General features: G+C 73.2%; 21 protein-coding genes. 12 read left to right on the top strand and 9 right to left on the bottom strand.

The genetic code is table 11. From position 1 onward, the window contains the following. The first annotated feature begins 48 nt into the window (after nt 1-48). Nucleotides 49-711, top strand: a complete 663-nt coding sequence (locus tag ACT4N7_RS10645) for a DUF4333 domain-containing protein (protein WP_444828481.1) — start codon at nt 49-51, stop codon at nt 709-711. 69 nt (nt 712-780) lie between these two features. On the opposite strand, the gene ACT4N7_RS10640 is transcribed toward ACT4N7_RS10645, so the two are convergent. Then, the gene (locus tag ACT4N7_RS10640; RefSeq protein WP_444828480.1) at nt 781-1,704 is read right to left on the bottom strand and encodes a 5'-3' exonuclease; all 924 of its coding nucleotides are present in this window, start codon (nt 1,702-1,704) and stop codon (nt 781-783) included. Nucleotides 1,705-1,823: 119 nt separating this feature from the next. Further along, nucleotides 1,824-2,717: a hypothetical protein gene (locus tag ACT4N7_RS10635; RefSeq protein ID WP_444828479.1), complete on the bottom strand. Its 894-nt coding sequence runs from the start codon at nt 2,715-2,717 to the stop codon at nt 1,824-1,826. Nucleotides 2,718-2,837: 120 nt separating this feature from the next. On the opposite strand from ACT4N7_RS10635, the gene ACT4N7_RS10630 reads away from it, so the two are divergent. Continuing rightward, complete coding sequence (locus ACT4N7_RS10630) at nt 2,838-3,959, top strand: M24 family metallopeptidase (RefSeq protein WP_444828478.1); 1,122 nt, start codon at nt 2,838-2,840, stop codon at nt 3,957-3,959. Next, a complete protein-coding gene (locus tag ACT4N7_RS10625; RefSeq protein WP_444828477.1) occupies nt 3,956-4,414 on the top strand; it encodes an Lrp/AsnC family transcriptional regulator in 459 nt (152 codons plus the stop codon). The genes ACT4N7_RS10630 and ACT4N7_RS10625 overlap by 4 nt, the downstream gene beginning before the upstream one ends. On the opposite strand, the gene ACT4N7_RS10620 is transcribed toward ACT4N7_RS10625, so the two are convergent. Further along, nucleotides 4,400-4,849: a GNAT family N-acetyltransferase gene (locus ACT4N7_RS10620; RefSeq protein WP_444828476.1), complete on the bottom strand. Its 450-nt coding sequence runs from the start codon at nt 4,847-4,849 to the stop codon at nt 4,400-4,402. The two genes, ACT4N7_RS10625 and ACT4N7_RS10620, sit on opposite strands and share 15 nt — an antisense overlap. Then, nucleotides 4,756-5,685, bottom strand: a complete 930-nt coding sequence (locus tag ACT4N7_RS10615) for a phosphatidylinositol-specific phospholipase C/glycerophosphodiester phosphodiesterase family protein (RefSeq protein WP_444828475.1) — start codon at nt 5,683-5,685, stop codon at nt 4,756-4,758. Before ACT4N7_RS10615 ends, ACT4N7_RS10620 begins: the two co-directional genes overlap by 94 nt. A 110-nt stretch (nt 5,686-5,795) precedes the next feature. Between ACT4N7_RS10615 and ACT4N7_RS10610 the strand changes: the two genes are divergently transcribed. Next, nucleotides 5,796-6,281, top strand: a complete 486-nt coding sequence (locus ACT4N7_RS10610; protein WP_444828474.1) for a hypothetical protein — start codon at nt 5,796-5,798, stop codon at nt 6,279-6,281. On the opposite strand, the gene ACT4N7_RS10605 is transcribed toward ACT4N7_RS10610, so the two are convergent. Both ACT4N7_RS10605 and ACT4N7_RS10600 read right to left on the bottom strand, forming a co-directional pair. Further along, entirely contained in the window at nt 6,205-6,717 is a 513-nt protein-coding gene (locus ACT4N7_RS10605) for a hypothetical protein (protein WP_444828473.1), read from the bottom strand. The genes ACT4N7_RS10610 and ACT4N7_RS10605 overlap by 77 nt on opposite strands. A gap of 34 nt (nt 6,718-6,751) precedes the next feature. Next, nucleotides 6,752-7,807: a GDSL-type esterase/lipase family protein gene (locus tag ACT4N7_RS10600; RefSeq protein WP_444828567.1), complete on the bottom strand. Its 1,056-nt coding sequence runs from the start codon at nt 7,805-7,807 to the stop codon at nt 6,752-6,754. A gap of 79 nt (nt 7,808-7,886) precedes the next feature. Here ACT4N7_RS10600 and ACT4N7_RS10595 point away from each other — a divergent pair, with 79 nt between their 5' ends. Beyond that, complete coding sequence (locus tag ACT4N7_RS10595) at nt 7,887-8,303, top strand: cupin domain-containing protein (RefSeq protein WP_444828472.1); 417 nt, start codon at nt 7,887-7,889, stop codon at nt 8,301-8,303. 61 nt (nt 8,304-8,364) lie between these two features. On the opposite strand, the gene ACT4N7_RS10590 is transcribed toward ACT4N7_RS10595, so the two are convergent. Then, nucleotides 8,365-9,798: a S28 family serine protease gene (locus ACT4N7_RS10590; RefSeq protein ID WP_444828471.1), complete on the bottom strand. Its 1,434-nt coding sequence runs from the start codon at nt 9,796-9,798 to the stop codon at nt 8,365-8,367. A gap of 132 nt (nt 9,799-9,930) precedes the next feature. After that, nucleotides 9,931-11,361: a KamA family radical SAM protein gene (locus ACT4N7_RS10585; protein ID WP_444828470.1), complete on the bottom strand. Its 1,431-nt coding sequence runs from the start codon at nt 11,359-11,361 to the stop codon at nt 9,931-9,933. Nucleotides 11,362-11,448: 87 nt separating this feature from the next. On the opposite strand from ACT4N7_RS10585, the gene ACT4N7_RS10580 reads away from it, so the two are divergent. The 7 genes from ACT4N7_RS10580 to ACT4N7_RS10550 all read left to right on the top strand — a co-directional run bounded on the left by ACT4N7_RS10580 (nt 11,449) and on the right by ACT4N7_RS10550 (nt 20,259). Continuing rightward, the gene (locus tag ACT4N7_RS10580) at nt 11,449-12,501 is read left to right on the top strand and encodes an L-erythro-3,5-diaminohexanoate dehydrogenase (RefSeq protein WP_444828469.1); all 1,053 of its coding nucleotides are present in this window, start codon (nt 11,449-11,451) and stop codon (nt 12,499-12,501) included. Between the two features lie 2 nt (nt 12,502-12,503). Then, a complete protein-coding gene (locus tag ACT4N7_RS10575) occupies nt 12,504-14,123 on the top strand; it encodes an amidohydrolase (RefSeq protein ID WP_444828468.1) in 1,620 nt (539 codons plus the stop codon). After that, entirely contained in the window at nt 14,110-15,681 is a 1,572-nt protein-coding gene (locus tag ACT4N7_RS10570) for a lysine 5,6-aminomutase subunit alpha (protein WP_444828467.1), read from the top strand. The genes ACT4N7_RS10575 and ACT4N7_RS10570 overlap by 14 nt, the downstream gene beginning before the upstream one ends. Next, nucleotides 15,678-16,433, top strand: a complete 756-nt coding sequence (locus ACT4N7_RS10565) for an OAM dimerization domain-containing protein (protein ID WP_444828466.1) — start codon at nt 15,678-15,680, stop codon at nt 16,431-16,433. Before ACT4N7_RS10570 ends, ACT4N7_RS10565 begins: the two co-directional genes overlap by 4 nt. A gap of 70 nt (nt 16,434-16,503) precedes the next feature. Then, nucleotides 16,504-16,920, top strand: a complete 417-nt coding sequence (locus tag ACT4N7_RS10560) for a hotdog fold domain-containing protein (protein ID WP_444828465.1) — start codon at nt 16,504-16,506, stop codon at nt 16,918-16,920. A 230-nt stretch (nt 16,921-17,150) separates the two neighbouring features. Next, a complete protein-coding gene (locus tag ACT4N7_RS10555) occupies nt 17,151-19,217 on the top strand; it encodes an AMP-binding protein (protein ID WP_444828464.1) in 2,067 nt (688 codons plus the stop codon). 136 nt (nt 19,218-19,353) lie between these two features. Beyond that, nucleotides 19,354-20,259: a universal stress protein gene (locus ACT4N7_RS10550; RefSeq protein WP_444828463.1), complete on the top strand. Its 906-nt coding sequence runs from the start codon at nt 19,354-19,356 to the stop codon at nt 20,257-20,259. Here ACT4N7_RS10550 and ACT4N7_RS10545 read toward each other — a convergent pair. Further along, complete coding sequence (locus tag ACT4N7_RS10545) at nt 20,244-20,924, bottom strand: cyclase family protein (protein WP_444828462.1); 681 nt, start codon at nt 20,922-20,924, stop codon at nt 20,244-20,246. The genes ACT4N7_RS10550 and ACT4N7_RS10545 overlap by 16 nt on opposite strands. Nucleotides 20,925-20,926: the final 2 nt, after the last annotated feature.

Genomic DNA, 20,926 nt, shown 5'->3' with positions numbered 1-20,926 from the left:
GCGTCCCCGGACTCCGGCCGCGCGACCTCGATCAGGCGGAGGCGAAAAATGAGCAGCCCTTACGGGCCGTCCGGTGGGCAAGATCCGCAGCAGCCGTGGGGCCAGCAGCCCTACGGCGCGGGCCCACCCCAGGGGACGCCGTCGGGCGGGTTCCCGGCTCAGGGCGGCTATCCGCCGCCCCCGCAGTCGCCCTACGGACAGCCTGATCCCACGCAGCAGTACGGCGGCTACGGGCAGCCGCCGCAGCAGCCTCAGCCCACGCAGCAGTACCCGGCGGGTGGCTACCAGCAGGCGCCCTACGGCCAGCCAGACCCGTCACAGCAGCAGCAGTACGGCGGCTACGGCCAGCCCGGCGGCTACCCGGGGGTCCCGCCGCGCGAGAAGAAGGGCGGCGGCACCTGGATCTGGGTGCTGGTCGTCGTCATCGTGCTGATCGCGGGCGCGGTCGCGGTGCTCGGGTTCGTCACCCCCGGCTGGTTCAACAAGAAGGTCTTCGACCAGCAGGCGGTGGAGACCGGCGTCAAGTCGATCCTGACGGACAAGTACAACGTCGAGGGGGTCGAGTCGGTGAGTTGCCCGGCCGACCAGGAGGTCAAGAAGGACCGGCAGTTCTCCTGCACGGCCACCATCGCGGGTGAGCAGCGCACCGTGAACATCACCGTCCGCAACGACACCGGCGAGTACGAGGTCGCCCCGCCCGCCGACAAGTAGCGCCTGGCTCAGCGGTCGAGGCGGGTCGCTCGCGCGCGGCCTTCTGCGGCACTTTTCTGAGCCCCGCACTCAGCCGAGGGCGGCGATCAGGCGGTCGACGGGGGCGCCCAGGCCCCAGCGCTGCTGGAGTTCGCGCAGTCGGTCCGGGTCCTTCGGGGCGGCCGGGATCGTGGCGTCGTGGCGCCACTCGATCGGGGCGTCGGTGGCGACCCGGACGACCAGGGGGGCCTTCGCCAGGTAGTCGGCGTCGTGGACGAACGCCTCGCGCACGCGCAGCGGGACCTCCTTCACGCCCGCCGCGGCGGCCTCGATCAGGGCCTGCAGCGAGCCGAACCGGGTGATCAGCTTCGCGGCGGTCTTCTCGCCGATGCCCGAGATGCCGGGCAGACCGTCGGACGGGTCGCCGCGTAGCACCGACATGTCGGCGTACGCCATGCCGTCCGCGGGCAGGCCGTAGCGCTCGGCCAGCTCGCGGGGGCCGATCGTCTCGGCCTTCGACCAGCCGCGGCCGACGTAGATCACCCGGACGGGGGTCGGCTCGTCGCGCACGCACTGGAACAGGTCGCGGTCGCCGGTGACGATCTCGACCGGCGAGTCGGCCTCCTGCGCGGCCAGGGTGCCGATGACGTCGTCGGCCTCGTAGCCGCGGGCGGCGGCGATGCCCAGGCCGACGGCGTCGAGCAGGTCGAGGATGATCGGGATCTGCGCGGTGAGGGCGTCGGGCACCTCTTCCTCGTTCTCCGCCGGATTCGCCACCCGCTGCGCCTTGTAGCTCGGGATGGCCGCGACGCGGAACGCGGGCCGCCAGTCGGCGTCGAGGCACGCGACCAGTCTGCCCGGCCGCCGGTCGGTGAGGATCTGGGCGACCATCCCGGCGAAGCCGCGCACCGCGTTCACCGGCACACCGTCAGGCGAGGTCATCGACTCCGGCAGCGCGAAGAACGACCGGAAGTACAGACCCGCCGAGTCCAACAGCACAAGTGGTCCACTCACGAGCGGTGAGCCTGCCATGCCGCAGGCGGCGGTTCGGCGGGCACCCGTGGGTACCGGGCGGCGATGAAGTAGTAACCGCGCGCCGGGCCCGCGCGACAGCGGGCCCAGCGCGTGGCCCGCTACTTGATGGGGGACACGATGACCGGCGAACCCTGCGGCACCGGCAGCACCTGCACCTTGCCCGACTTGATCGCCTCGTTCACCGCCTGCTGCTGCTGGTACAACTGGTAGGCGGCGATCCCGCCGGGGAAGCTCTCGGCGGCGCGCTTGTCCACGTCGACCGCCTGCGCCCGCAGCTCGGCGGCCTGCTTCTCGGTCAGGCCCTGCACGAGATCCGGCTGGATGCCGGGCTTCTGCAGCAGCACCGAGTTGATGGTGATCAGGTCGACGCCCTGGGTCAGGGACGCCAGGATGGCCGGGAGCTGTCCGAGGACGTCCTTCTCCCACTGCGCCTTGGACGCGGTGTCGGTGTAGAGCTTGAGCCACGGGTACTTGAGCGCCTCGTTGTCGGTGGCGCGGTCAAGGGCGGCGCCGATGTAGTTGCGCAGCAGCCCCGACCAGCCCTCCTTCATCTGCATGCCGCCCTCGTCCGGCGCGGCGTCGTACTTCTGCGCGATCAGCTCGTGGAAGTACTGCAGCTTGCCGCCCGGCCACTTCTTGCCGGACGGGTCGGTGAACTCCGCGCAGTCGGTGTTCAAGGTGAACTTCACCGTGCCGGACACCTTGATCTCCTGGGCGTCCTGGGTGGTGGAGGTCAGCGCGGCGGAGTCGAGGTCGTCGCCGTCGCCGAAGGTGAAGTCGCGTTGCCCGGCGGGGTAGTAGACGTAGGTGTCGTTGATGTCGTTGACCTGCTTGGTGGCCGACGGGATGCACTGGACGTAGGCGCGGGAGTCGAGCGGGCCGCCGCCGTACTGCAGGGCGACCTCGCTGGCGGTGGTGCTGGGGATGGTGCACGCGGTGGCGGTCGCGAGGGCGGCCAGCCCCAGCGCGAGGACGGCGGGGCGTCGGATCATGTGCTGGTTCCTTCGTCGCTGGTGCGGTTGTCGGCGGTGCAGGTTCGCACACCGGGTCCGGGCGGGGTCCCGGATGATCACGGGAGCGCTTCGCCGCGGCCGCGGGCTAGGCTGCCGGTCATGTCGACCATCGTCTCCGACCTGCTCCGCGCCCGGCTCGACCGGGTCCGCGCGGCCGCCGCGGCCGCGGCGGCCGACGCCATGGTGATCGCGCCCGGGTCGGACCTGCGCTACCTGATCGGCGGGAGCGGCAGCTCGTTCGAGCGGCTTACCTGCCTGGTGCTGCCCGTCGCGGGCGACCCGGTGCTGGTGGTGCCGAAGCTGGAGGCGCCGGGCTACGCCGAGGTGCCCACCGACGCGCTGGGTGTCCGGCTGGCGACCTGGGTCGACGGCGAGGACCCGTACCGGCTGGTCGCCGGGCTGCTGGGCGCCTCGACGCGGGTCGCGGTGGGCGACATGCTGCCCGCGCTGCACGTTCTCGCGCTGCGCGACGCCGTGCCCGGGGCCGAGCAGGTGCTCGCCGGGCCGGTGCTGCGGGAGCTGCGGATGCGCAAGGACGCCGCCGAGGTGGCCGCGCTGCGCACGGCGGGCGCCGCGATCGACCGGGTGCACGCGCGGATGGCCGAGTGGCTGCGCGCAGGCCGCACCGAGGCCGAGGTCGGCGCCGACATCGCCGCCGCGATCGTCGCCGAGGGGCACACGCGGGCCGAGTTCGTCATCGTCGGGTCCGGCCCCAACGGCGCCAGCCCGCACCACGACGTGTCCGACCGGGTGATCGAGGCGGGCGACGTGGTGGTGGTCGACATCGGCGGCCCGGTCGCCGAGGGCTACTACTCCGACAGCACCCGCACCTACGCCGTGGGCGAGCCGCGCGACGCCGACGTGGCCGACACCTACGCCGTGCTCCAGGCCGCGCAGCGGGCCGCCGTCGACGCCGTGGCGCCGGGGGTCACCGCCGAGCAGGTCGACGCCACCGCGCGGGACGTCATCGCCGCCGCCGGGTTCGGCGAGTTCTTCATCCACCGCACCGGCCACGGCATCGGCCTCGACGTGCACGAACACCCCTACGTGGTGGCCGGGAACGACCTCGTGCTGGAGCCCGGCATGGCGTTCAGCGTGGAGCCCGGGATCTACCGGCCGGGCCGGTGGGGCGCGCGGATCGAGGACATCGTGGTGGTCACCGAGACCGGCGTGGAGCCGCTCAACCGCAGGCCGCACGAGCTGGTGGTGCTGCCGGCATGACGGGCCCCGGCGCGCTGGAGCCGATCGACAAGGCCATCGTGCGCGAGCTGGCCGCCGACGGCCGCTGCAGCTTCACCGACCTGGCCGAGCGGGTCGGGCTGAGCGTGTCGGCGGTGCACCAGCGGGTGCGCAGGCTCGAACAGCGCGAGGTGATCCGCGGCTACGCCGCCCGGCTCGACGCGCAGGCCATCGGGCTGCCGCTGACCGCGCTGATCTCGCTGACGCCGATCGATCCGGCCGCCCCGGACGACTACCCGCTGCGGCTGGAGCACATCAGCGAGATCGAGTCCTGCTACTCGGTCGCGGGCGACGAGTCCTACGTGCTGCTCGTGCGGGTGCCCACCCCGGGCGACCTGGAGGAGCTGCTGCGCAAGATCCGCGAGGCCGCGAAGGTGTCCACTCGCACCACGGTGGTGCTGTCCACGCCGTACGAGGGCCGCTCACCCGCGCTGTAGGCGGAACGTGGCCAGCCGCAGCCCGGGCTCGGGTTCGAGGGTGCCGGTGCGCTCGAACCCGACGCGCTCGTAGAGCGTGACCGCCGGGGTGTTGTCGGCGCCGGTCGAGACCACGACGTCGCCCTCGGTGCGGTCGAGCAGGGCGGCGAGCAGCGCGCGGGCGAGGCCGCGGCGGAACCACGCCGGGTCGACGCAGAGCCGGTCGATGTCGACCTCGTCGGTCTGGTCCCAGGCGAGGAACGCGACCGGGACGCTGCCCGACCGGCAGCCCAGCCACCGCAGCGGTCGCGCCCGCAACTCCGCGAGCGACTCGTGCAGGGCTGGGATGCCGTCGAAGCCGATCAGGTCGGCCTCCACGCGGTAGGCCCGCAGGCCCACCGCGTGCACCGCCTGGGCGGTGGCGTCGTCGGACAGGTCGAGGTCGTCGATGTGCACCCGCGGGTTCTACCGCAGGAACGCCGCCAGACCCGCGAGGTCGTCGGTGTTGATGTGGTCACGCCCGCGGCCGCGAGTTCCCGCCAGATCGCCGTGCGCTCCGGGCCGGGCTGGTCGGGCGTGGCCCAGAACCGCACCCGCTGGTCGGCGGCGTGCGCGGTGGCCACGATCGAGCGCAGCCGGTCGCGCTCGGCGGCGGGCATGGTGCCCGCGCCGGTCCAGGTGAACACCTTGGTCCAGTTGTCCGACACCAGCGGCACGAACTCCGCGTCGCCGCCGAGGTCGGTCGCGCCCACGAGCCTGCCGTCGTAGAAGGCGAGCCGGTCGCGCTGGGCGGCCATCAGGTCGCGCGGCCGGTCGCCGGACACCACGGCGGTCACCGGGCCGCCCTTGACCTTGCCGTCGGTGTAGCGGGTGAACAGGAACGCGTAGCGCGGATCGCGCAGCTCCCGGTCGAGCTGGGTGTAGGTGGCGGCGCCGGTGTTCTTCAGGTCGATCAGGAGCTGGAACGGCGCGGGTCTGCCCGGGTACACCTTGCCGTGGTTGGCGCGGACCCGGTCGCGCAGCGGCTCCAGGTACAGCGCGCGCAGCGTACGGCCGGGCGCGAGGTCCTGCGGGTCGTGCCCGACGAGCAGCTCGCCGCCGACGAGGTAGATGTCGGCCTCCACGCTGGTGAAGCCGTGGTCGAGCGCGTCGTGCAGGGGCCGGTCGTGCTCGTAGTCGTTGTGCGCGTGGGCCTGGGCCAGCGGACGCACCCGGTCGGGGCGGTCGGCGGTGGCGGCGGCGGGCGCGACGAGGAGTCCGGTGACGGTCAGCAGCGTGAGTAACAGGCGCATGGCCCGACCGTAGAGGGGGCGGGTGAACCCGGCACAACGTCGTGCAGAACTGTCGCGCCGAACTCTCGCGGGGCGGGCGGGAGCGCGCGCGATGCGGCAGGGTCGGTGCCATGCGGAACGGTTGGGCGGTCGTGGCGGCGGCGTGTGCGCTGGTCTACGCGGCCGCGAAGGTGGACTTCGCGGTGCGCGGCGAACTGGGGCTGCACGGGTTCGCTGCCTCGCCGGAGGCGGTGCGGGAGTACGGCGGGACCGTCGCGCTCGGGCAGTGGGGCAACGTGGCGGTCGGGCTGGTCGTGGCCGCGCTGGCTGTCGCGCTGGCCCGGCCACCGCGCGGGGGTGCGTTGCTGCGGGCCGCGTCGTGGGTGGGGATAGTGCTGGTGGGGGCCGGTTTCGTGGTGTTCGCGCTGCGGGCGGTCCGGCTGGTGGGGGAGCCGCCGTCGAGCTGGGTGGCCTGGGTGACGCTCGCGCTGGGTGCGCTGTGGGTGGGCAGTTGGGCGGCGGCGACCGTGCGCCACCGGGTCAGCGCCGCGTCCGGCCCCACTGCTCCTGCCGCCGCTGCATCCCGTCCCACACCTCGGTCGGCACCGCCGCCATGACCGCGTCGCGCACGGCGTCGAGGCGGTCCTGGGACTCTCGGCTCCGGCCGAGCGTGCCGGGGGAGTAGGTGCGGCCATCGGCGGTGAGGCGCACCGAGCCGAGTGAACCACCGGTCAGGCCGTCGTCGTCCGGGGTGTCCTCGAAGGCGCCCGCCGCCCGCAGTGCCCGGTACAGCTCGGCGCGTCGGTCGGCAGGCAGGGCCACGGTCTCGGTCCACGGCTCGGTCGCCTCGGCGTAGCCGGGCCGCCAGCGCACGGTGGCCTCGGTCGCGGTGAACTCGGCGGTCCACTCGTAGTGGTAGGGCGGCGCCACCGTGCCGTTGCGGTACTCGACCGAGCCCGCGAAGTCGGCGGGCAGGGCGTCCGGCGAACGGTCCGACGAGCAGCCCGCGAGCAGGCCGAGGGCGGCGGTCAGGCAGAGCAGCAGCGCGCGCATGGCCGTTGGACGTCCGTGCGCGCGGCGGGTTCCGTCACGGCCCGATGCTCGCCGCCGGGTGCAGGGTGCCGTCTGCGCCCGCGAGGCAGGCCGCGGCGCGGTCGTCGGTGCCGAGGAACTCGCCCAGGCAGCGGCCGAACTGCCGGTGTCCGGCCGCGTTCGGGTGGAACGACTCCTGCAGCGCGTGCGATGCGCGCACCTCGCTCCGCAGGTCGTCCCAGCGGACCGCCAGCCTGCTGAACCACTCCTGGGTCGGGTCCTCGCGGGCGCACGCCTCCCGGCCCAGCCCGGCGCGCGACAGGTCGAGGAACCGCGCGCCCGACTCGCGGGCGGCCTCCCGCAGGCCGTCGGTGATCTGGGTGATCCCCGATTCCCGCACCCACCGCAGGTCGTCGGCACGGAACGGGCAGCCGTTGAGGTTGCGCAGCTCCGCGCGCACATCCGGGCTGATCGGCGCCGAATAGGACTGCAGGACGAGCTGATAGTCGGCGGGCTGATAGCCGGTGTCGCGCATGACCGAGCGGATGTCGGCCAGCGCGCGCACGACCTTCGGCACCATCGCGTCGACCTTGCGCTGCCAGCCCGGCCCCTCGACGTCGGCGCAGCCGGGTTTGCCGCGGTCGAACCACGCTTGCACGCAGTTGTCGAGCACGTGGGAGAACCCCGGGTCGTCGTTCGCGCCGGTCGAGACGAGCACGGCCACCACCCGCTTCTCCCGGGCGATCGCGGCGAGCCGTCCCGCCTGGGAGCCCTCGGTGTACTGCTCGGTGTCACCCAGTCCGACCTGCGCGGACGGCGCGCCCGAACAGGCGAGGTTGATCGTCTCCGCGACGCCACGCACCGCCGTGTGGTGGATGGAGGCGTTGGCCGAGCGGTGGCACCAGTTGCCGTCCTGGCCGTCGGTGCCCGGCTCGTAGTCGCCCGCCGCCTCGCCGGAGATCGTGCTGTCGCCCAGCGCGACGACGACCCGGGGCACACCGGTCGGCGGTCCTGGTGGAGGTGCCGGTTCGGGGCCGCCGACCACGAGGAACGCGCCGAGCAGCATCGTCACCAGGAGCAGCACGGCGGCGTGCCAGCGATACCGTCGCATCATCCCGGCCGAGTTTAGTGGCCACGACCGGAGATTCGTCGCACCACTGGGCGCTGATGAGCCAAGGGAGACGTACGTCATGGCCGAACACCGCGGATTCCATTCGACACCGGCCACCGCGCGCGGACTCCCGGCAGCGGGAGGTCACCTTCTCGCGGGCGCAGTGGTCACCGCGGGGAGCCTGACGTTGATCGAGGCAACGGTTCCACCGGGCGACGCCACGCCACTGCATCGCCACCTGCTGATGGATGAGTCTTTCTACGTGCTCGACGGCGCCTTCACGGTCACCTGCGGGCCCGACACGTTCGCGGCGCCGGCCGGTGATCTCGTGCACCTGCCAATGGGTATCCCGCACAAGTACGTTGCCGGTTCGGCAGGCGGCCGGATGCTGATTCTCGGGACGCCTGCCGGACTGGAGGACTTCTTCGACGACTGGGCAGCGGGCCTGGACCCCGCGGAAGTCGCCCGCAAGCACCACATCGAGTTTCTCGACTGAGGCTCGACGCCTGCCGCGCCTGGCGCGGGAATGAACCCACGCCAGGCGCGGCGGACGGGGACTACAGCGGGCGACGCTCGTTGCGCGGTTCGGCGCGGTCGAGATCGGTGATGCCGTCCGAAGCCGACCGGGACGTGATCGCCGGGGCGGTCACCCCCGCCCAGCGGCGCAGTGTCGCCGTGGCGGCGGCACCGTCGGCGGGTGCGAGCGCGGCGATGTTCGCGCCGTGGTTCGCGCCTGCCGCGGTGTAGGTGAACGAGTCGTGCGTGCTCGGGTAGAACGGCTCGGCACCCCACGGGTCGTTCGCGCCGTAGACGAACAGCATCTCCGAGGCCCGGGTGCGGACCCAGTGGTCCACGTCGAGCATCGGGCGGCCGTCGTGGCGGGCGCGCAGATCCCGCGGGAGGCTGGAGTTCGCCTGGTAGAGGCCCGGGTGGTTGGTCAGCCCGCGCAGGTGCTCGAAGCGCAGCGAGGGCCAGCCGAGCTGGGTGGCCGCCTGGTAGTAGTACGGCGCGTACGGGAGGATGCCCTGGTCGGCGTAGAAGGAGAACCCGGCGACGCCGTCGATGAAGGTGTACAGCTCATCGGTGGTCGCGGTGGTGGCGGGGACCGTGCCACACGCGGACTGACCGGAGTACTGCCAGAACGCCCACACCGTGTCCAGCACGGTCATCTCGAACGCCCGGTCGATCGAGCCGAGCACCTGGGTGAAGGTCCAGCCGCCCGCGTCCGCGTCGGCCTGGTACTTCGCCACCAGCTCGGGCCGCCGCCGCAGCGCCTCCTGCTGCACGCCGTCGAGCCGCGCGCGGCAGGCCGCGTCGGTGCCGACGGACTGGAAGAACGCGTCGTAGGCCCGGTCGGCCGGGTTGACCCGGTCGTTCGGGGCCACATACGCCACCACGCCGTCGACGTCGCGCGGGTAGTAGCGGCGGTGGTAGACCGAGGTCATGCCGCCCTTGCTGGCGCCGGTCGAGATCCACTTGGCCGGGTAGACCCGCTCCAGCGCCGCCACGATGCGGTGGTGGTCGGTGGCGGCCTGCCAGATGTCCAGGTCGTCCCAGTCGGCCGGGTCGGGCCGCGAGGGGGAGAAGAACCGCTGCTCGACGGAGATCTGGTTGCCGTCGATCAGCCGGGTGGGTTCGGACCGGAACGCGGTCTCGCGCATGTTGTAGCCCGAGGTGTGCAGCACCATCGGGTTGGCGACGTCCTTGTGCAGCAACTGGAAGCGCTGCTCGAACGCCTGTCCGCGCGGCTTGTGGTGATCGACGGGCTGGCGGTAGCTGAGGATGAAGAACCGGTACCCCGCTGGCGGGGTGGCCGACTCGGACACCACGGTCAGCCCGGGGATCGCCCGTAACCGGTCCGCGATGTCCTGCTGGGTCTGGCTGGCTGGCGCGGCCTGCGCCGGGGCGACCCCGGCGGTGGCGGCGACGAGCCCCGCGGTCGCCGCGGCCACCAGGGTGGCCACGAGCGTCCGTCTTCTGCGGATGAGCACGCCGAAACTCCTCGGTCACTGGCCGCGCTGGTCGGCGGCCGGATTCGCGAGTCTTCCGTATCGGCCGCCGGTCGGAAAGGCGCTGACCAGGCGAACCCCGCGACACCCGTTCGCGGCCGATCGGCGGGTCGGTCAGCCCTGGTGGGCCGGGTTGTCCCGCCAGAACCGCTGTCCGGCGGCCGGAAGGGTGGCGATCGGGTCGTAGTACGGGTAGCGGCGGGTGAGGATGGCCTCGGCCTCGGCGGCCTCCATCCGCTCGGTGCCCGCCCGGTAGTTCTTCGTCCAGTACGACACCCCCAGCTCGCGGTCGTACTCGGCGAGCTGGTGCACCCAGCGCTTGCCCACGTAGGGCACGTCGCAGATGATCCGCGGGGTGGCGTAGCCGGGCAGGTAGCCCATGATCGCGTGCTGCAGCTCCTGGGCCTCCCACACCGCGACCCGCCAGTGCTCGGCGTTGGGGATCATGTCGCACATGTAGAAGTAGTACGGCAGGATGTTCGCCTCGCCCTGCAGCGCGAAACACAGGTCCAGCAAGGCTTCCGGGGTCGCGTTGACGCCCCGCATCAGCACGCCCTGGTTGCGCACGTCGCGCACGCCGACCTCCAGCGCGGTCCGCGCCGCCTCCGCGACCAGGGGCGTCACCGACTGCGCGTGGTTGACGTGGGTGTGGATCGCGAGGTTCACCCCGCGCCGCGCGGCCGTGCGGGCCACCCGCTCCAGCCCCTCGACCACGGAGTCCTGCAGCCAGTGCTGCGGCAGCCCGGCGAGCGCCTTGGTGGCCAGCCGGATGTCGCGGACGGTCTCGATGTCCAGCAGCCGCATCAGGAACGACTCCAACTGCTTCCACGGCACGTTCGCCACGTCGCCGCCGGACACCACGACGTCGCGCACGCCCGGGGTGCGGCGCAGGTAGTCGACCATCAGGTCCTGCCGGTCGACCGGCTTGAGCAGCAGCTTGTGCTTGTCGACCTGCGGGGTGGAGTTGCCGACGAGGTCCATCCGGGTGCAGTGCCCGCAGTACTGCGGGCAGGTCGAGATCAGCTCGGCCAGCACCTTGGTCGGGTAGCGGTGGGTCAGCCCCTCCACCACCCACATCTCGGCCTCGTGCAGCGAGTCGCGCTCGGAGTGCGGGTGGCTCGGCCACTCGGGGTCGCGGTCGGAGCGGACGGGGAGCATGTAGCGGCGGACCGGGTCGGCGAAGAACGCGTCGGTGAACTCGGCCGCCGACGCGGCGGGCGCCATCGTGTTGAGCATCTGCGGCGGCAGCAGCATCGACATCGTGGCCAGCAGCTCCTGGTCGGCGGCCAGCTCGTCGTAGAACGACTCGGCGAGCTGGTCGCCGACGACCTTGCGGAGCTGCCCGGCGTTCTTGACGCAGTTGACCCGCTGCCACTGCGCGTCGCGCCACTGGGCGTCGGTGACGTGCGCCCAGCCGGGGAACCGGCGCCAGTCCGGTTCGACCAGCTCGCGGCGGACGTACTCGTAGGGCTGGCGGCCCGCCTGGTCGATCGCCGCCGAGACGGTGGTCGCCGGGGCCTCTGCTACTTCACGTACCGCAGTCATATTTGCTCCTCGCCGTTCGGGGGGCGTAAAGATATGCTGCCACAACGCGAGCGCAGCGTAAATTCTCCCGTCGAGAGGGGTTTCGCAGTGACCGAGGGTATCGACGCGGGCAGGCGGGCCGGGTCGCCGTACGGGCTGCACCGGGTGCTCGACCCGGCGGGCGTGCTGCCTCAGCAGGCCGGATGCCTCGACGCCGACCCCCGGCCGTGGCCGGACGAGGTCGTGCTCGACGTCGAGCGGCTCAACCTCGACGCCGCCTCCTACCGCCAACTCCGCGAGGAACACGGCTCCGGCGCGGCGGTCCGCTCGGCCGTACTCCGCATCGTCGAAGAGCGCGGCAAGATGCAGAACCCGGTCACCGGGTCCGGCGGCATGCTGCTCGGCACCGTCCGCGCGGTCGGGCCCGACTCGCCGCTGGGCCTGCGGGTCGGCGACCGGGTCGCCACCCTCGTCTCGCTCACCTTGACCCCGCTGCGCATCACCGACGGCCTCGCCGACTGGGACGGCGAGGGAGAGCAGGTGCCGTGCCGGGGCACCGCCGTGCTGTTCGGCCGCTCCATCGCCGCCGTGCTGCCCGCCGACCTGCCCGACGCGCTGTCGCTGTCGGTGCTCGACGTGTGCGGCGCCCCCGCGCTCACCGACCGGGTGGTTCGCGCCGCCGGGCCGTCGCCGTCGGTGTGTGTGCTGGGGGGCGGGGGCAAGTCCGGGTCGTTGTCGCTGGTCGCGGCACGGCGCGCGGGGGCGGGCCGGGTCGTGGCGCTGGTGCCGTTCGAGTCCGAGGCCGCCGCCGTGCTGGCCGCCGGGCTCGCCGACGAGGTCGTGATCGCCGACGCCCGGAACCCGGTCGCCGTGGCCGAGGCTGTCGGCGCGCCGGTGGACGTCACCGTGGTCTGCGTGGACGTGCCCGGCTGCGAGCACGGCGCGATCCTGGCCACCGCCCCGGGCGGCACGGTGATCTTCTTCTCGATGGCCACGTCGTTCTCCGCCGCCGCGCTCGGCGCCGAGGGGCTGGCCGCCGACGTGCGCATGCTGGTCGGCAACGGCTACGTCCCCGGCCACGCCGAGTTCGCCCTCGACCTGCTGCGCGCCGAGCCCGGGGTGCGGGCCCTGTTCGAGGCACGCGAGCGGCAGACTGCGTAGTCGTGACCACCACACTGCTCACCGGGGGCCGGATTCACTCCCCGGCGGACCCCTCGGCGACCGCCCTGGCTGTCGCGGACGGTGTCGTCGTCTGGCTCGGCCAGGACTCCGTCGGCCGCACGCTCTACCCCGACGCCGACGAGACGGTGGCGCTGGACGGCGCGTTCGTGGCGCCCGCGTTCGTCGACGCGCACGTGCACGCCACATCCGCTGGCCTGCTGCGCACGGGTCTCGACCTGACCGCGTGCCGATCCCTGGCCGACTGCCTCGACGCCCTCCGCGCGCACGTCCGGCGCACCGGGCACCCGCTGGTGTGGGGCCACGGCTGGGACGAGACCGCGTGGCCCGAGCGCCGCCCGCCGACCCGCGCCGAGGTCGACGCCGCCGCCGAGGGCGCGGCGGTCTACCTCTCCCGCATCGACGTGCACTCGGCGCTGGTGTCCGCCGCGCTGCTCGACCGCGCGCCCGCCGCCCGCGCCGAACCCGGGTTCTCGGACACGGGTCCGCTCACCACGTCCGCCCACCACCACGTCCGCCGCGCCGCCCAGGACGCGATCACCCCGGCGCAGCGCGCCGACGCGCAGGTCGAGTTCCTGCGGCACGCCGCGTCGCGGGGCATCGCCTGTGTGCACGAGTGCGCGGGCCCGGACATCTCCGGCGCCGACGACCTGGCCGACCTGCTCGCCCGCGCGGGCGGGCGCCTGCCCGAGGTCGTCGGCTACTGGGGCGAGCGCGGCCCGGCCGAGCTGGCGGCGAAACTCGGTGTGCGCGGCCTCGCGGGCGATCTGTTCGTCGACGGCGCCCTGGGCTCGCGCACCGCCGCCCTGTGCCACGCCTACGCCGACCAACCCGGCTCGACCGGCGCGCTCTACCTCGACGCGGGCCAGATCGCCGAGCACCTCGCCGTGTGCACCGAGGCGGGCATCCAGGCCGGGTTCCACGTCATCGGCGACGGCGCGGTCGGCGCGGTGGTCGAGGGGTTCGCGCTGGCCGAGCTGGTCGTCGGCCGGGTCGCCCTCGCGGGCGCGCGGCACCGGCTGGAGCACCTGGAGATGGTCACCGCCGAGCAGGCCGGGCGACTCGGCCAGTGGGGTGTCGTCGCGTCGGTGCAGCCGCTGTTCGACGCCGCCTGGGGCGGGCCGGACGGCATGTACGCCGCGCGGCTGGGCGCCGAGCGCGGCACCGCGCTGAACCCGTTCGCCGCGCTGGCCGCCGCCGGGGTGATCCTCGCGCTCGGCTCGGACGCCCCCGTCACCCGCGTCGACCCGTGGGCGACCGTCCAGGCCGCCGTGCACCACCGCACCGACGGCTTCGGGCTGTCCCCGCGTGCCGCGTTCACCGCCCACACCCGGGGCGGCTGGCGCGCGGCGGGTGTGGACGACGGGGTCACCGGCACCCTCGTGCCCGGCGCCCCCGCGACCTACGCCGTCTGGGACGCCCCGGAGCTGGTCACGACCGCGCCGGACGCGCGCGTGCGGCGCTGGTCGACCGACCCGCGCTCCCGCGTCCCCGGCCTGCCGCCGCTGCACCCCGGCGCCGACCTGCCCGTCTGCCTGCGCACCGTCGTGCGCGGCAGCACCGTGTACGACCAGCAGAAAGGGAGCGGCGATGGGGCTGCTTGACCTGGACCCCGGCGTCGTCGCCACCGCGCGCGGACTCGCCGCGCGGGCCGCCGCGCCGGTGGTGGAGATCGCCAGGAAACACACCACGGTCGCCGTCGAACGCGCGACGCTGCGCCTCGCGGGCATCACCGGGGCCGACACCACCCACCGCGCGGGCGACGTCCCGTGGGTGAACCGCGTGGTGGACACCGTGCGCGAGCAGTGCGGCCTGGCACACGGCGCCGTGCTGCCGGTGTTCCACGCGCTGCGCGCGCACGACCTCGCCACGCTCACCGACCTGGCCGAGGCCACCGCCGCGGGGCAGATCCAGTTCACGGTCCCGACCGGCCGCGACGCCACCCGCGCCGCCAAGGCCGCCCGCACCGCCGTCGCCAAGGGCCTCAAGACCGTCGACCGCAACCGGGCCCAGCGCGACAAGCTCGTCGGCAGGCTCGGCGACCCCGCGCAGCGGCCGTGGATCTACCTGATCGTGGCCACCGGCGACATCGACGAGGACGTCGTGCAGGCCGCGAACGCCGCCCGCGCGGGCGCCGACATCATCGCCGTCATCCGCTCCACCGGGCAGTCGCTGCTCGACTACGTGCCCGAGGGCGCCACCCACCACGGGTTCGCGGGCACGTACGCCACCCAGGAGAACTTTCGGATCATGCGGGCCGCGATGGACGAGGTGTCCAAAGAGGTCGGCCGCTACGTCCGGGTCACCAACTACGCGTCGGGCCTGTGCATGCCCGAGATCGCGGTGCTCGCCGGGCTCGAACGGCTCGACATGATGCTCAACGACTCGATGTACGGGATCCTGTTCCGCGACATCAACCCGATTCGCACGTTCGTCGACCAGCGGTTCTCCCGCCAGGTGCACGCCCGCGCCGGGATCATCATCAACACCGGCGAGGACAACTACCTCACCACCGCCGACGCCGTCGACGCCGCGCACACCGTGACGGTGTCGCAGCTCCTCAACGAGCACTTCGCGCACGAGGCCGGGCTGCCCGACGAGCTGCTGGGCCTCGGCCACGCGTTCGAGATCAACCCGAAGGTGCCCGACTCGTTCCGGCTCGAACTGGCGCACGCGCTGCTCGCCCGCGAGCTGTTCCCCGACGCGCCGCTCAAGTGGATGCCGCCGACCAAGCACATGACCGGCGACGTGTTCAACGGCTACCTGCTCGACGGGTTCTTCAACCTCGCGGGCGTGCTCACCGGCCAGTCGATCCTGCTGGTCGGGATGATGACCGAGGCCGTGGTCACCCCGTTCCTGTCCGACCGCGACCTCGCGCTGGCCAACGTGCGCTACGTGCTCGACGCGGCGGGCAGCCTGCGCGAGGACTTCCGGCCCGCGCCGGACGGCCTGATCGTCAAGCGCGCCCACCAGGTGCTCGGCGAGGCCGTCGACCTGCTCGGCCGGATCGTGGACGACGGGCTGCTCAACGCCATCGCGGACGGCACGTTCGGCCTGATGAAGCGCCCCGCCGACAAGGGCAAGGGCGCCGATGGTGTGGTCGTCAAGGCCGATGGCTACGTCAACCCCGCGACCGACCTGCTCGAAGGAGTGGCCCCGTGACCAGCGCGAAGCGCCACGTCCGCCCCTATGGCGACACCACCGGCGACGGCATGGCGCAACTCTCGTTCACCCTGCCCGTGCCGCACGGCCCCCGCGCCGACGGCGCCGCGCAGTTGCTGGCGAACAAGATGGGCATGGACCCGGCCATGGTGGTGCACTCGCACCCCATCGGCGACGACTTCACGTTCTTCGTCGTCTACGGCTCGGTGACCCATATCGTGGACCTGGACGAGGTCAAGGTGGTCGAGCGCGAATACCCGCTGCTGCCGCCGAGCGACGTCAACTCGGTGATCAAGAGGCGGCTGCGGCGCAAACTCGTCGTCGTCGGCGGCTGCATCGGCACCGACGCGCACACCGTCGGCATCGACGCCATCCTCAACATCAAGGGCTTCGCGGGGGAGAAGGGCCTGGAGTACTACCGCGAGCTGCGGGTGGTGAACCTCGGCGCCCAGGTGTCGGTGCCGGAGCTGGTCAAGTCCGCGCGCACCGAGAAGGCCGACGCGGTGCTCGTCTCCCAGGTCGTCACCCAGCGGGACGCGCACATCCTCAACACCCAGGAGATGTCGGCGGCGTTCCGCGAGGCCATGGGGGAGCGGTGCCCGCTGCTCATCGCGGGCGGCCCCCGGTTCGACCCGCTGATGGCGGGCGAACTCGGTGTCGACCGGGTCTTCGGTCGCGGTACCACGCCCGGCGAGGTCGCGAGCTACCTCGCGCACGCCATCCAGTCCACGAAGGAGCCTGCCCACTCATGAGCGAGCTTGCGAGCGAATCGATGTCACAGGGCGTCCGCGAGCGGCATCACGGAGCCTGCGAGGGGATGTCATGAGCGAGCCCGCGAGCGAATCACTGTCACAGGGCCGCACTGTTGGGTTCACTGTCAGCCACCGCAGGTACGTGCCGCACTCGCACGCCCACTACGGCGGCAACCTGGTCGACGGCGCCTACGGCCTCGGCATGTTCGGCGACGTGGCCACCGAGCTGTGCGTGCGCACCGACGGCGACGAGGGCCTGTTCGCCGGGTACGCCGAGGTCGAGTTCCTGGCCCCGATCCAGGCGGGCGACGTCATCGAGGCCACCGCCACCCTGGTCCGAATCGGCACCCGCTCCCGCACCTTGGAGTTCGAGGCCCGCGTCGTCTGCCGCTCGGCCCCCGAACGCGGCCCGTCCGCCGCCGACGTGCTCGACCCGCCTGTCGTGGTCACTCGCGCCAAGGGCACGGTGGTCGTGCCCGCGAGCTGAGGGGAACCGCCGATCGGGTCGAGCACGAGCGAGTCGACGGTCCAGTGCTCTGGACGCCCAGGGTGAGGGAGTGGACACTGCTGGTTGCCGACTGGCTTGCGCCGTCCGGGTGATCTTGATGGCTGGTCGTCCAGATGGCGGTACGCGTGCTTGCCCCGGCCAACGGTTCGCTGATACCAACCGGTGCCAACACGTGCGCCTGCCCGTGCGGGTGCCGATGACGGAGGACCATGCCGACCGAGCTCGTCGAGGTGGAACACACCCTCGACCATCCGCCGGAACAGGTCTGGGAGATCCTCAGCGAACCCGCCCTCTACCCCCGGTTCGTCCGCGAGGTCGCCTCGTGTGAGCGGCTCGCGGGCGCGCCCGCCGGTCGCGGGGCGCGCTACCGGGTGCGGTTCTGCGTCGCGGGCGGCAAACCGCTGCACGACGAGATCGAGGTGCTGGTGCACCGGCCCGCCGAGCACCTGGTGCTGGTCAGCCCGAGCTGGCACGGCGGGCACCTGACGATCCGGCTCGCGGTGGGTCCGCGCGGGCGCACCCTGGTGCAGGTCATGCTGTCGCTGCCGGAGGGGCTCACCGCGGGCACGGTGCTCACCCCGTCCTGGGAGCGCAAGCGGATCCGCAAGGCGCTCACGCTCATCGACCACCACCTGTCCGGGCGTGCGGTCACCGTCTCGCCGTCGCGCATCGACCAGACCGCCAAGGGCCAGTCGACCCTGACCGTGGCCCGCACCCTGGCGCGGGCGGGCGTGCTCACCCCCGGCAGGCCCGACCGGATGGCCCGCCAGCTCACCGCGCTCACCCGGTGGGGTGCCACCCTCGTCGGCGGCTATCGGGCGTCGGCGGCGCGTAGGCCGGACGGGATAGCCATCGTCGACGAGCGCGGCGAGCTGACCTTCGCCGAGGTCGACCTGCGCACCACCCGGTTGGCCAACGGCCTCGCCGAGTACGGGGTGCGGCACGGGCGCCGGGTCGCGCTGATGTGCCGCAACCACGCGGGCCTGGTCGAGGCGGCCATCGCGTGCGGCAAGCTCGGCGCCGACGTGCTCATGCTCAACACCGGCCTGGCCGCCGACCAGATCGCCGACCTGGTGGAGGCGCACCGGCCGGTCGCGCTACTGGCCGACGACGAGTTCGCGCCGCTGTTCCACAACCTGCCGTCGTCGCTGCCGTGGATCTCCACCTGGAGCGCCGCGCCCGGCGAGGTCACCGTCGACACGCTGATCGCGGATTCGCCCGGCGACGCGATCCGGCCGCCGATGTCCGCGGGCAAGGTCATCGTGCTGACGTCGGGCACCACCGGCACGCCCAAGGGCGCGCGCAGGCGCAACCCGCCGGGCATGGGCTCGGCCGCCACGGTGCTCTCCCGCATTCCGCTACGCGCGGGGGAGCGGATGCTCGTGGCCGCGCCGATCTTCCACACCTGGGGGCTGGCCGCGACCCAGCTCGGCATGCCGCTGCGGGCCACCCTGGTGCTGCAGCGCCGCTTCGACGCCGAGTCCGCGCTGCGCGCCATCGCCGAACTGCGCTGCACGTCGCTGATCGCCGTGCCGGTCATGCTCCAGCGCATCCTCGCGCTGCCCGAGCGCGTCCGCGCCCGCTACGACCTGTCGTCGCTGCGCGTGGTCGCCAGCAGCGGGTCGGCGCTGTCCGGGCCGTTCGTCACCGCGTTCATGGACGCCTTCGGCGACGTGCTCTACAACCTCTACGGCTCCACCGAGGTGTCCACCGCCAGCATCGCCGACCCGGCCGACCTGCGCGCGGCTCCCACCACCGCCGGACGCTGCGCGGTCGGCACCAAGGTCGGCATCCTCGACGCCGACGGCGAGCCGCTGCCGCCCGGCACGGTCGGCCGGATCTGCGTCGGCAACGACATGCTGTTCGAGGGCTACACCAACGGCACCCGCAACGAGATGCACGACGACCTCATGGTCACCGGCGACCGCGGCTACCTCGACGCCGACGGGCGGCTGTTCGTCTCCGGCCGCGACGACGACATGATCATCGCGGGTGGCGAGAACGTCTTCCCGCGGCCGGTGGAGGAGTTGCTGCTGGGCCTGGACGGCGTGCAGGACGCCGCCGTGGTCGGCGTGCCCGACCGCGAGTTCGGCCAGCGCTTCGCCGCCTACGTCGCCCTCAAGCCGGGCGCCCGGCTCGGCGCCACCGCCGTGCGGGACTACGTGCACGAGCACTTGGAGCGCTTCTCGGTGCCCCGGGACGTGATCTTCGTCCGGCAGGTGCCGCGCAACGCCACCGGCAAGGTCGTCAAGCGGCTGCTCGCCGATCTCGACTGAGCCGCGCGAGGGCGTAGCCTGACCTCACGGAGCCGCGCGGGCAAGTCGTGTCCGCCGCCGTGCACCATCCACCACCGTCCCGTGACCCCGGACGGCGTTGCGCCGACCGCGCGCCCCACCCCGAGGAGTCACCAGGATGAGCGCCACCCTCTCCCGTCCGCCGGTCGTGGCGGGTGTCGACGGGTCGACCTCGGCGCTGCACGCCGTCCGCTGGGCCGCCGCCGAGGCCGCCCGCAGGCAGGTCCCGCTGCGGCTGGTGCACGCGGTCGACGTCGCCGCGTACGCGCACGCGGGCGGCTTCGGCGCGCCGCACGGCTTCCTCGACACCGTCGAGGCAGGCGGGCGCCGCATGCTCGCCGAGGTGCGGGACGCGGTGCTGGCCGACCATCCTGACCTGGTGGTCGACCGCGACCTGCAGACCGCGGACGCCGTGCCCGCGCTGGTGGCGGAGTCCGCGAACGCCTGCCTGGTCGTGCTGGGTTCGCGGGGCCTGGGCGGGTTCAGCGGCATCCTGGTCGGCTCCACCGCCGTCGCCCTGTCCGCCCGCGGGCTGTGCCCGGTCGCGGTGATCCGGGGCCGCACCGCCGACACGCCGCCACCGACCGACGGGCCGGTGATCGTCGGCGTCGACGGGTCGCCCACCAGCGAGCCCGCGCTCGCGGTGGCCTTCGACCAGGCCTCCGGCCGCGGCGCCGACCTGGTCGCCGTGCACACCTGGATCGAGTTCGCCGCGGACGCCTACGCCCAGCGGTTCGACGTCGACTGGGACGCGGTCGAGAGCCGCGAGCGCGCGTCGCTGGCCGAGCGGCTCGCGGGGTGGCAGGAGAAGTACCCGGACGTCACCGTCCGCCGGGTCGTCAGCCGGGACCGCCCGGTGCGCAGCCTCCTCGAACACTCGGCCGACGCGCGACTGCTGGTGGTGGGCAGCCGAGGCCACGGCGGGTTCACCGGCATGCTGCACGGCTCGACCAGCCAGGCGCTGATCTATCACGCCACCTGCCCGCTGGTGGTTGTCCGGGCCGAGGCTCAGATCACGGCGTAGGCGCGCACGGGGAACGTGCCGAATCCCTCGATCGGGGCGGGCACCGCGTGGAACCGGAACCCGGCGACAGGCAGCGCGTCGAGGCCGCGCAGGTGCTCGGCGATCGGGATGCCCGCGGCCAGCAGCGCGGTGTGCGCGGGCCGGGTGCCGCCCGCGGTGTCGTCGATGTTGAGGCTGTCGATGCCGACCAGCGCGGCGCCCCGCTCGACCAGCCAGTCCGCCGCGTCGGCGGTGAGGAACGGGTGGCCCTCGAAGTACGCCGGGGTGCCCCAGTGCGCGGCCCACCCGGTGTGCAGCAGCACCGCCCGGCCCGCCACCTCGTGCCCGAGCAGCGCGGCCCGGTCGATCGCGCGTGCCCCGTCCAGCGCGACCCGCACCACCACGGCGTCGAGGTCGGCGAGGCGCTCCAGCGGCAGGCCCGCCAGGTCGGTGCCGCCGTCGAACCGGTGGAACGGACTGTCCACGTAGGTGCCGGTGTTGGCCACCATCGAGATCCGCCCGATATGGAACTCCGTGCCCGGCGCGTAGGTGGCCTGGGATGCCGCGCGGCTCAGGTGCGCGCTGATCTCCGGGCCGGGGAGACCGGGATAGGTGATCATGCCGTGCCGGACGGGGTGGCTCAGGTCGACCAGGCGCCTGCAGGTGGGCGGTTCGGAGATCGTCACGC

The organism is Actinokineospora sp. (genome assembly GCF_052390155.1).
Lineage (GTDB): Bacteria > Actinomycetota > Actinomycetes > Mycobacteriales > Pseudonocardiaceae > Actinokineospora.
This window is presented reverse-complemented; position numbering and strand designations above follow the sequence as displayed.

Excerpts from the sequence above, each read along its gene's own strand:
- ACT4N7_RS10645 (WP_444828481.1), top strand. The coding sequence starts at position 49 with ATGAGCAGCCCTTACGGGCCGTCCGGTGGGCAAGATCCGCAGCAGCCG.
- ACT4N7_RS10635 (WP_444828479.1), bottom strand. The coding sequence starts at position 2,717 with ATGATCCGACGCCCCGCCGTCCTCGCGCTGGGGCTGGCCGCCCTCGCG.
- ACT4N7_RS10630 (WP_444828478.1), top strand. The coding sequence starts at position 2,838 with ATGTCGACCATCGTCTCCGACCTGCTCCGCGCCCGGCTCGACCGGGTC.
- ACT4N7_RS10625 (WP_444828477.1), top strand. The coding sequence starts at position 3,956 with ATGACGGGCCCCGGCGCGCTGGAGCCGATCGACAAGGCCATCGTGCGC.
- ACT4N7_RS10615 (WP_444828475.1), bottom strand. The coding sequence starts at position 5,685 with ATGCGCCTGTTACTCACGCTGCTGACCGTCACCGGACTCCTCGTCGCG.
- ACT4N7_RS10610 (WP_444828474.1), top strand. The coding sequence starts at position 5,796 with ATGCGGAACGGTTGGGCGGTCGTGGCGGCGGCGTGTGCGCTGGTCTAC.
- ACT4N7_RS10605 (WP_444828473.1), bottom strand. The coding sequence starts at position 6,717 with ATGCGCGCGCTGCTGCTCTGCCTGACCGCCGCCCTCGGCCTGCTCGCG.
- ACT4N7_RS10600 (WP_444828567.1), bottom strand. The coding sequence starts at position 7,807 with ATGCGACGGTATCGCTGGCACGCCGCCGTGCTGCTCCTGGTGACGATG.
- ACT4N7_RS10595 (WP_444828472.1), top strand. The coding sequence starts at position 7,887 with ATGGCCGAACACCGCGGATTCCATTCGACACCGGCCACCGCGCGCGGA.
- ACT4N7_RS10585 (WP_444828470.1), bottom strand. The coding sequence starts at position 11,361 with ATGACTGCGGTACGTGAAGTAGCAGAGGCCCCGGCGACCACCGTCTCG.
- ACT4N7_RS10570 (WP_444828467.1), top strand. The coding sequence starts at position 14,110 with ATGGGGCTGCTTGACCTGGACCCCGGCGTCGTCGCCACCGCGCGCGGA.
- ACT4N7_RS10560 (WP_444828465.1), top strand. The coding sequence starts at position 16,504 with ATGAGCGAGCCCGCGAGCGAATCACTGTCACAGGGCCGCACTGTTGGG.
- ACT4N7_RS10555 (WP_444828464.1), top strand. The coding sequence starts at position 17,151 with ATGCCGACCGAGCTCGTCGAGGTGGAACACACCCTCGACCATCCGCCG.
- ACT4N7_RS10550 (WP_444828463.1), top strand. The coding sequence starts at position 19,354 with ATGAGCGCCACCCTCTCCCGTCCGCCGGTCGTGGCGGGTGTCGACGGG.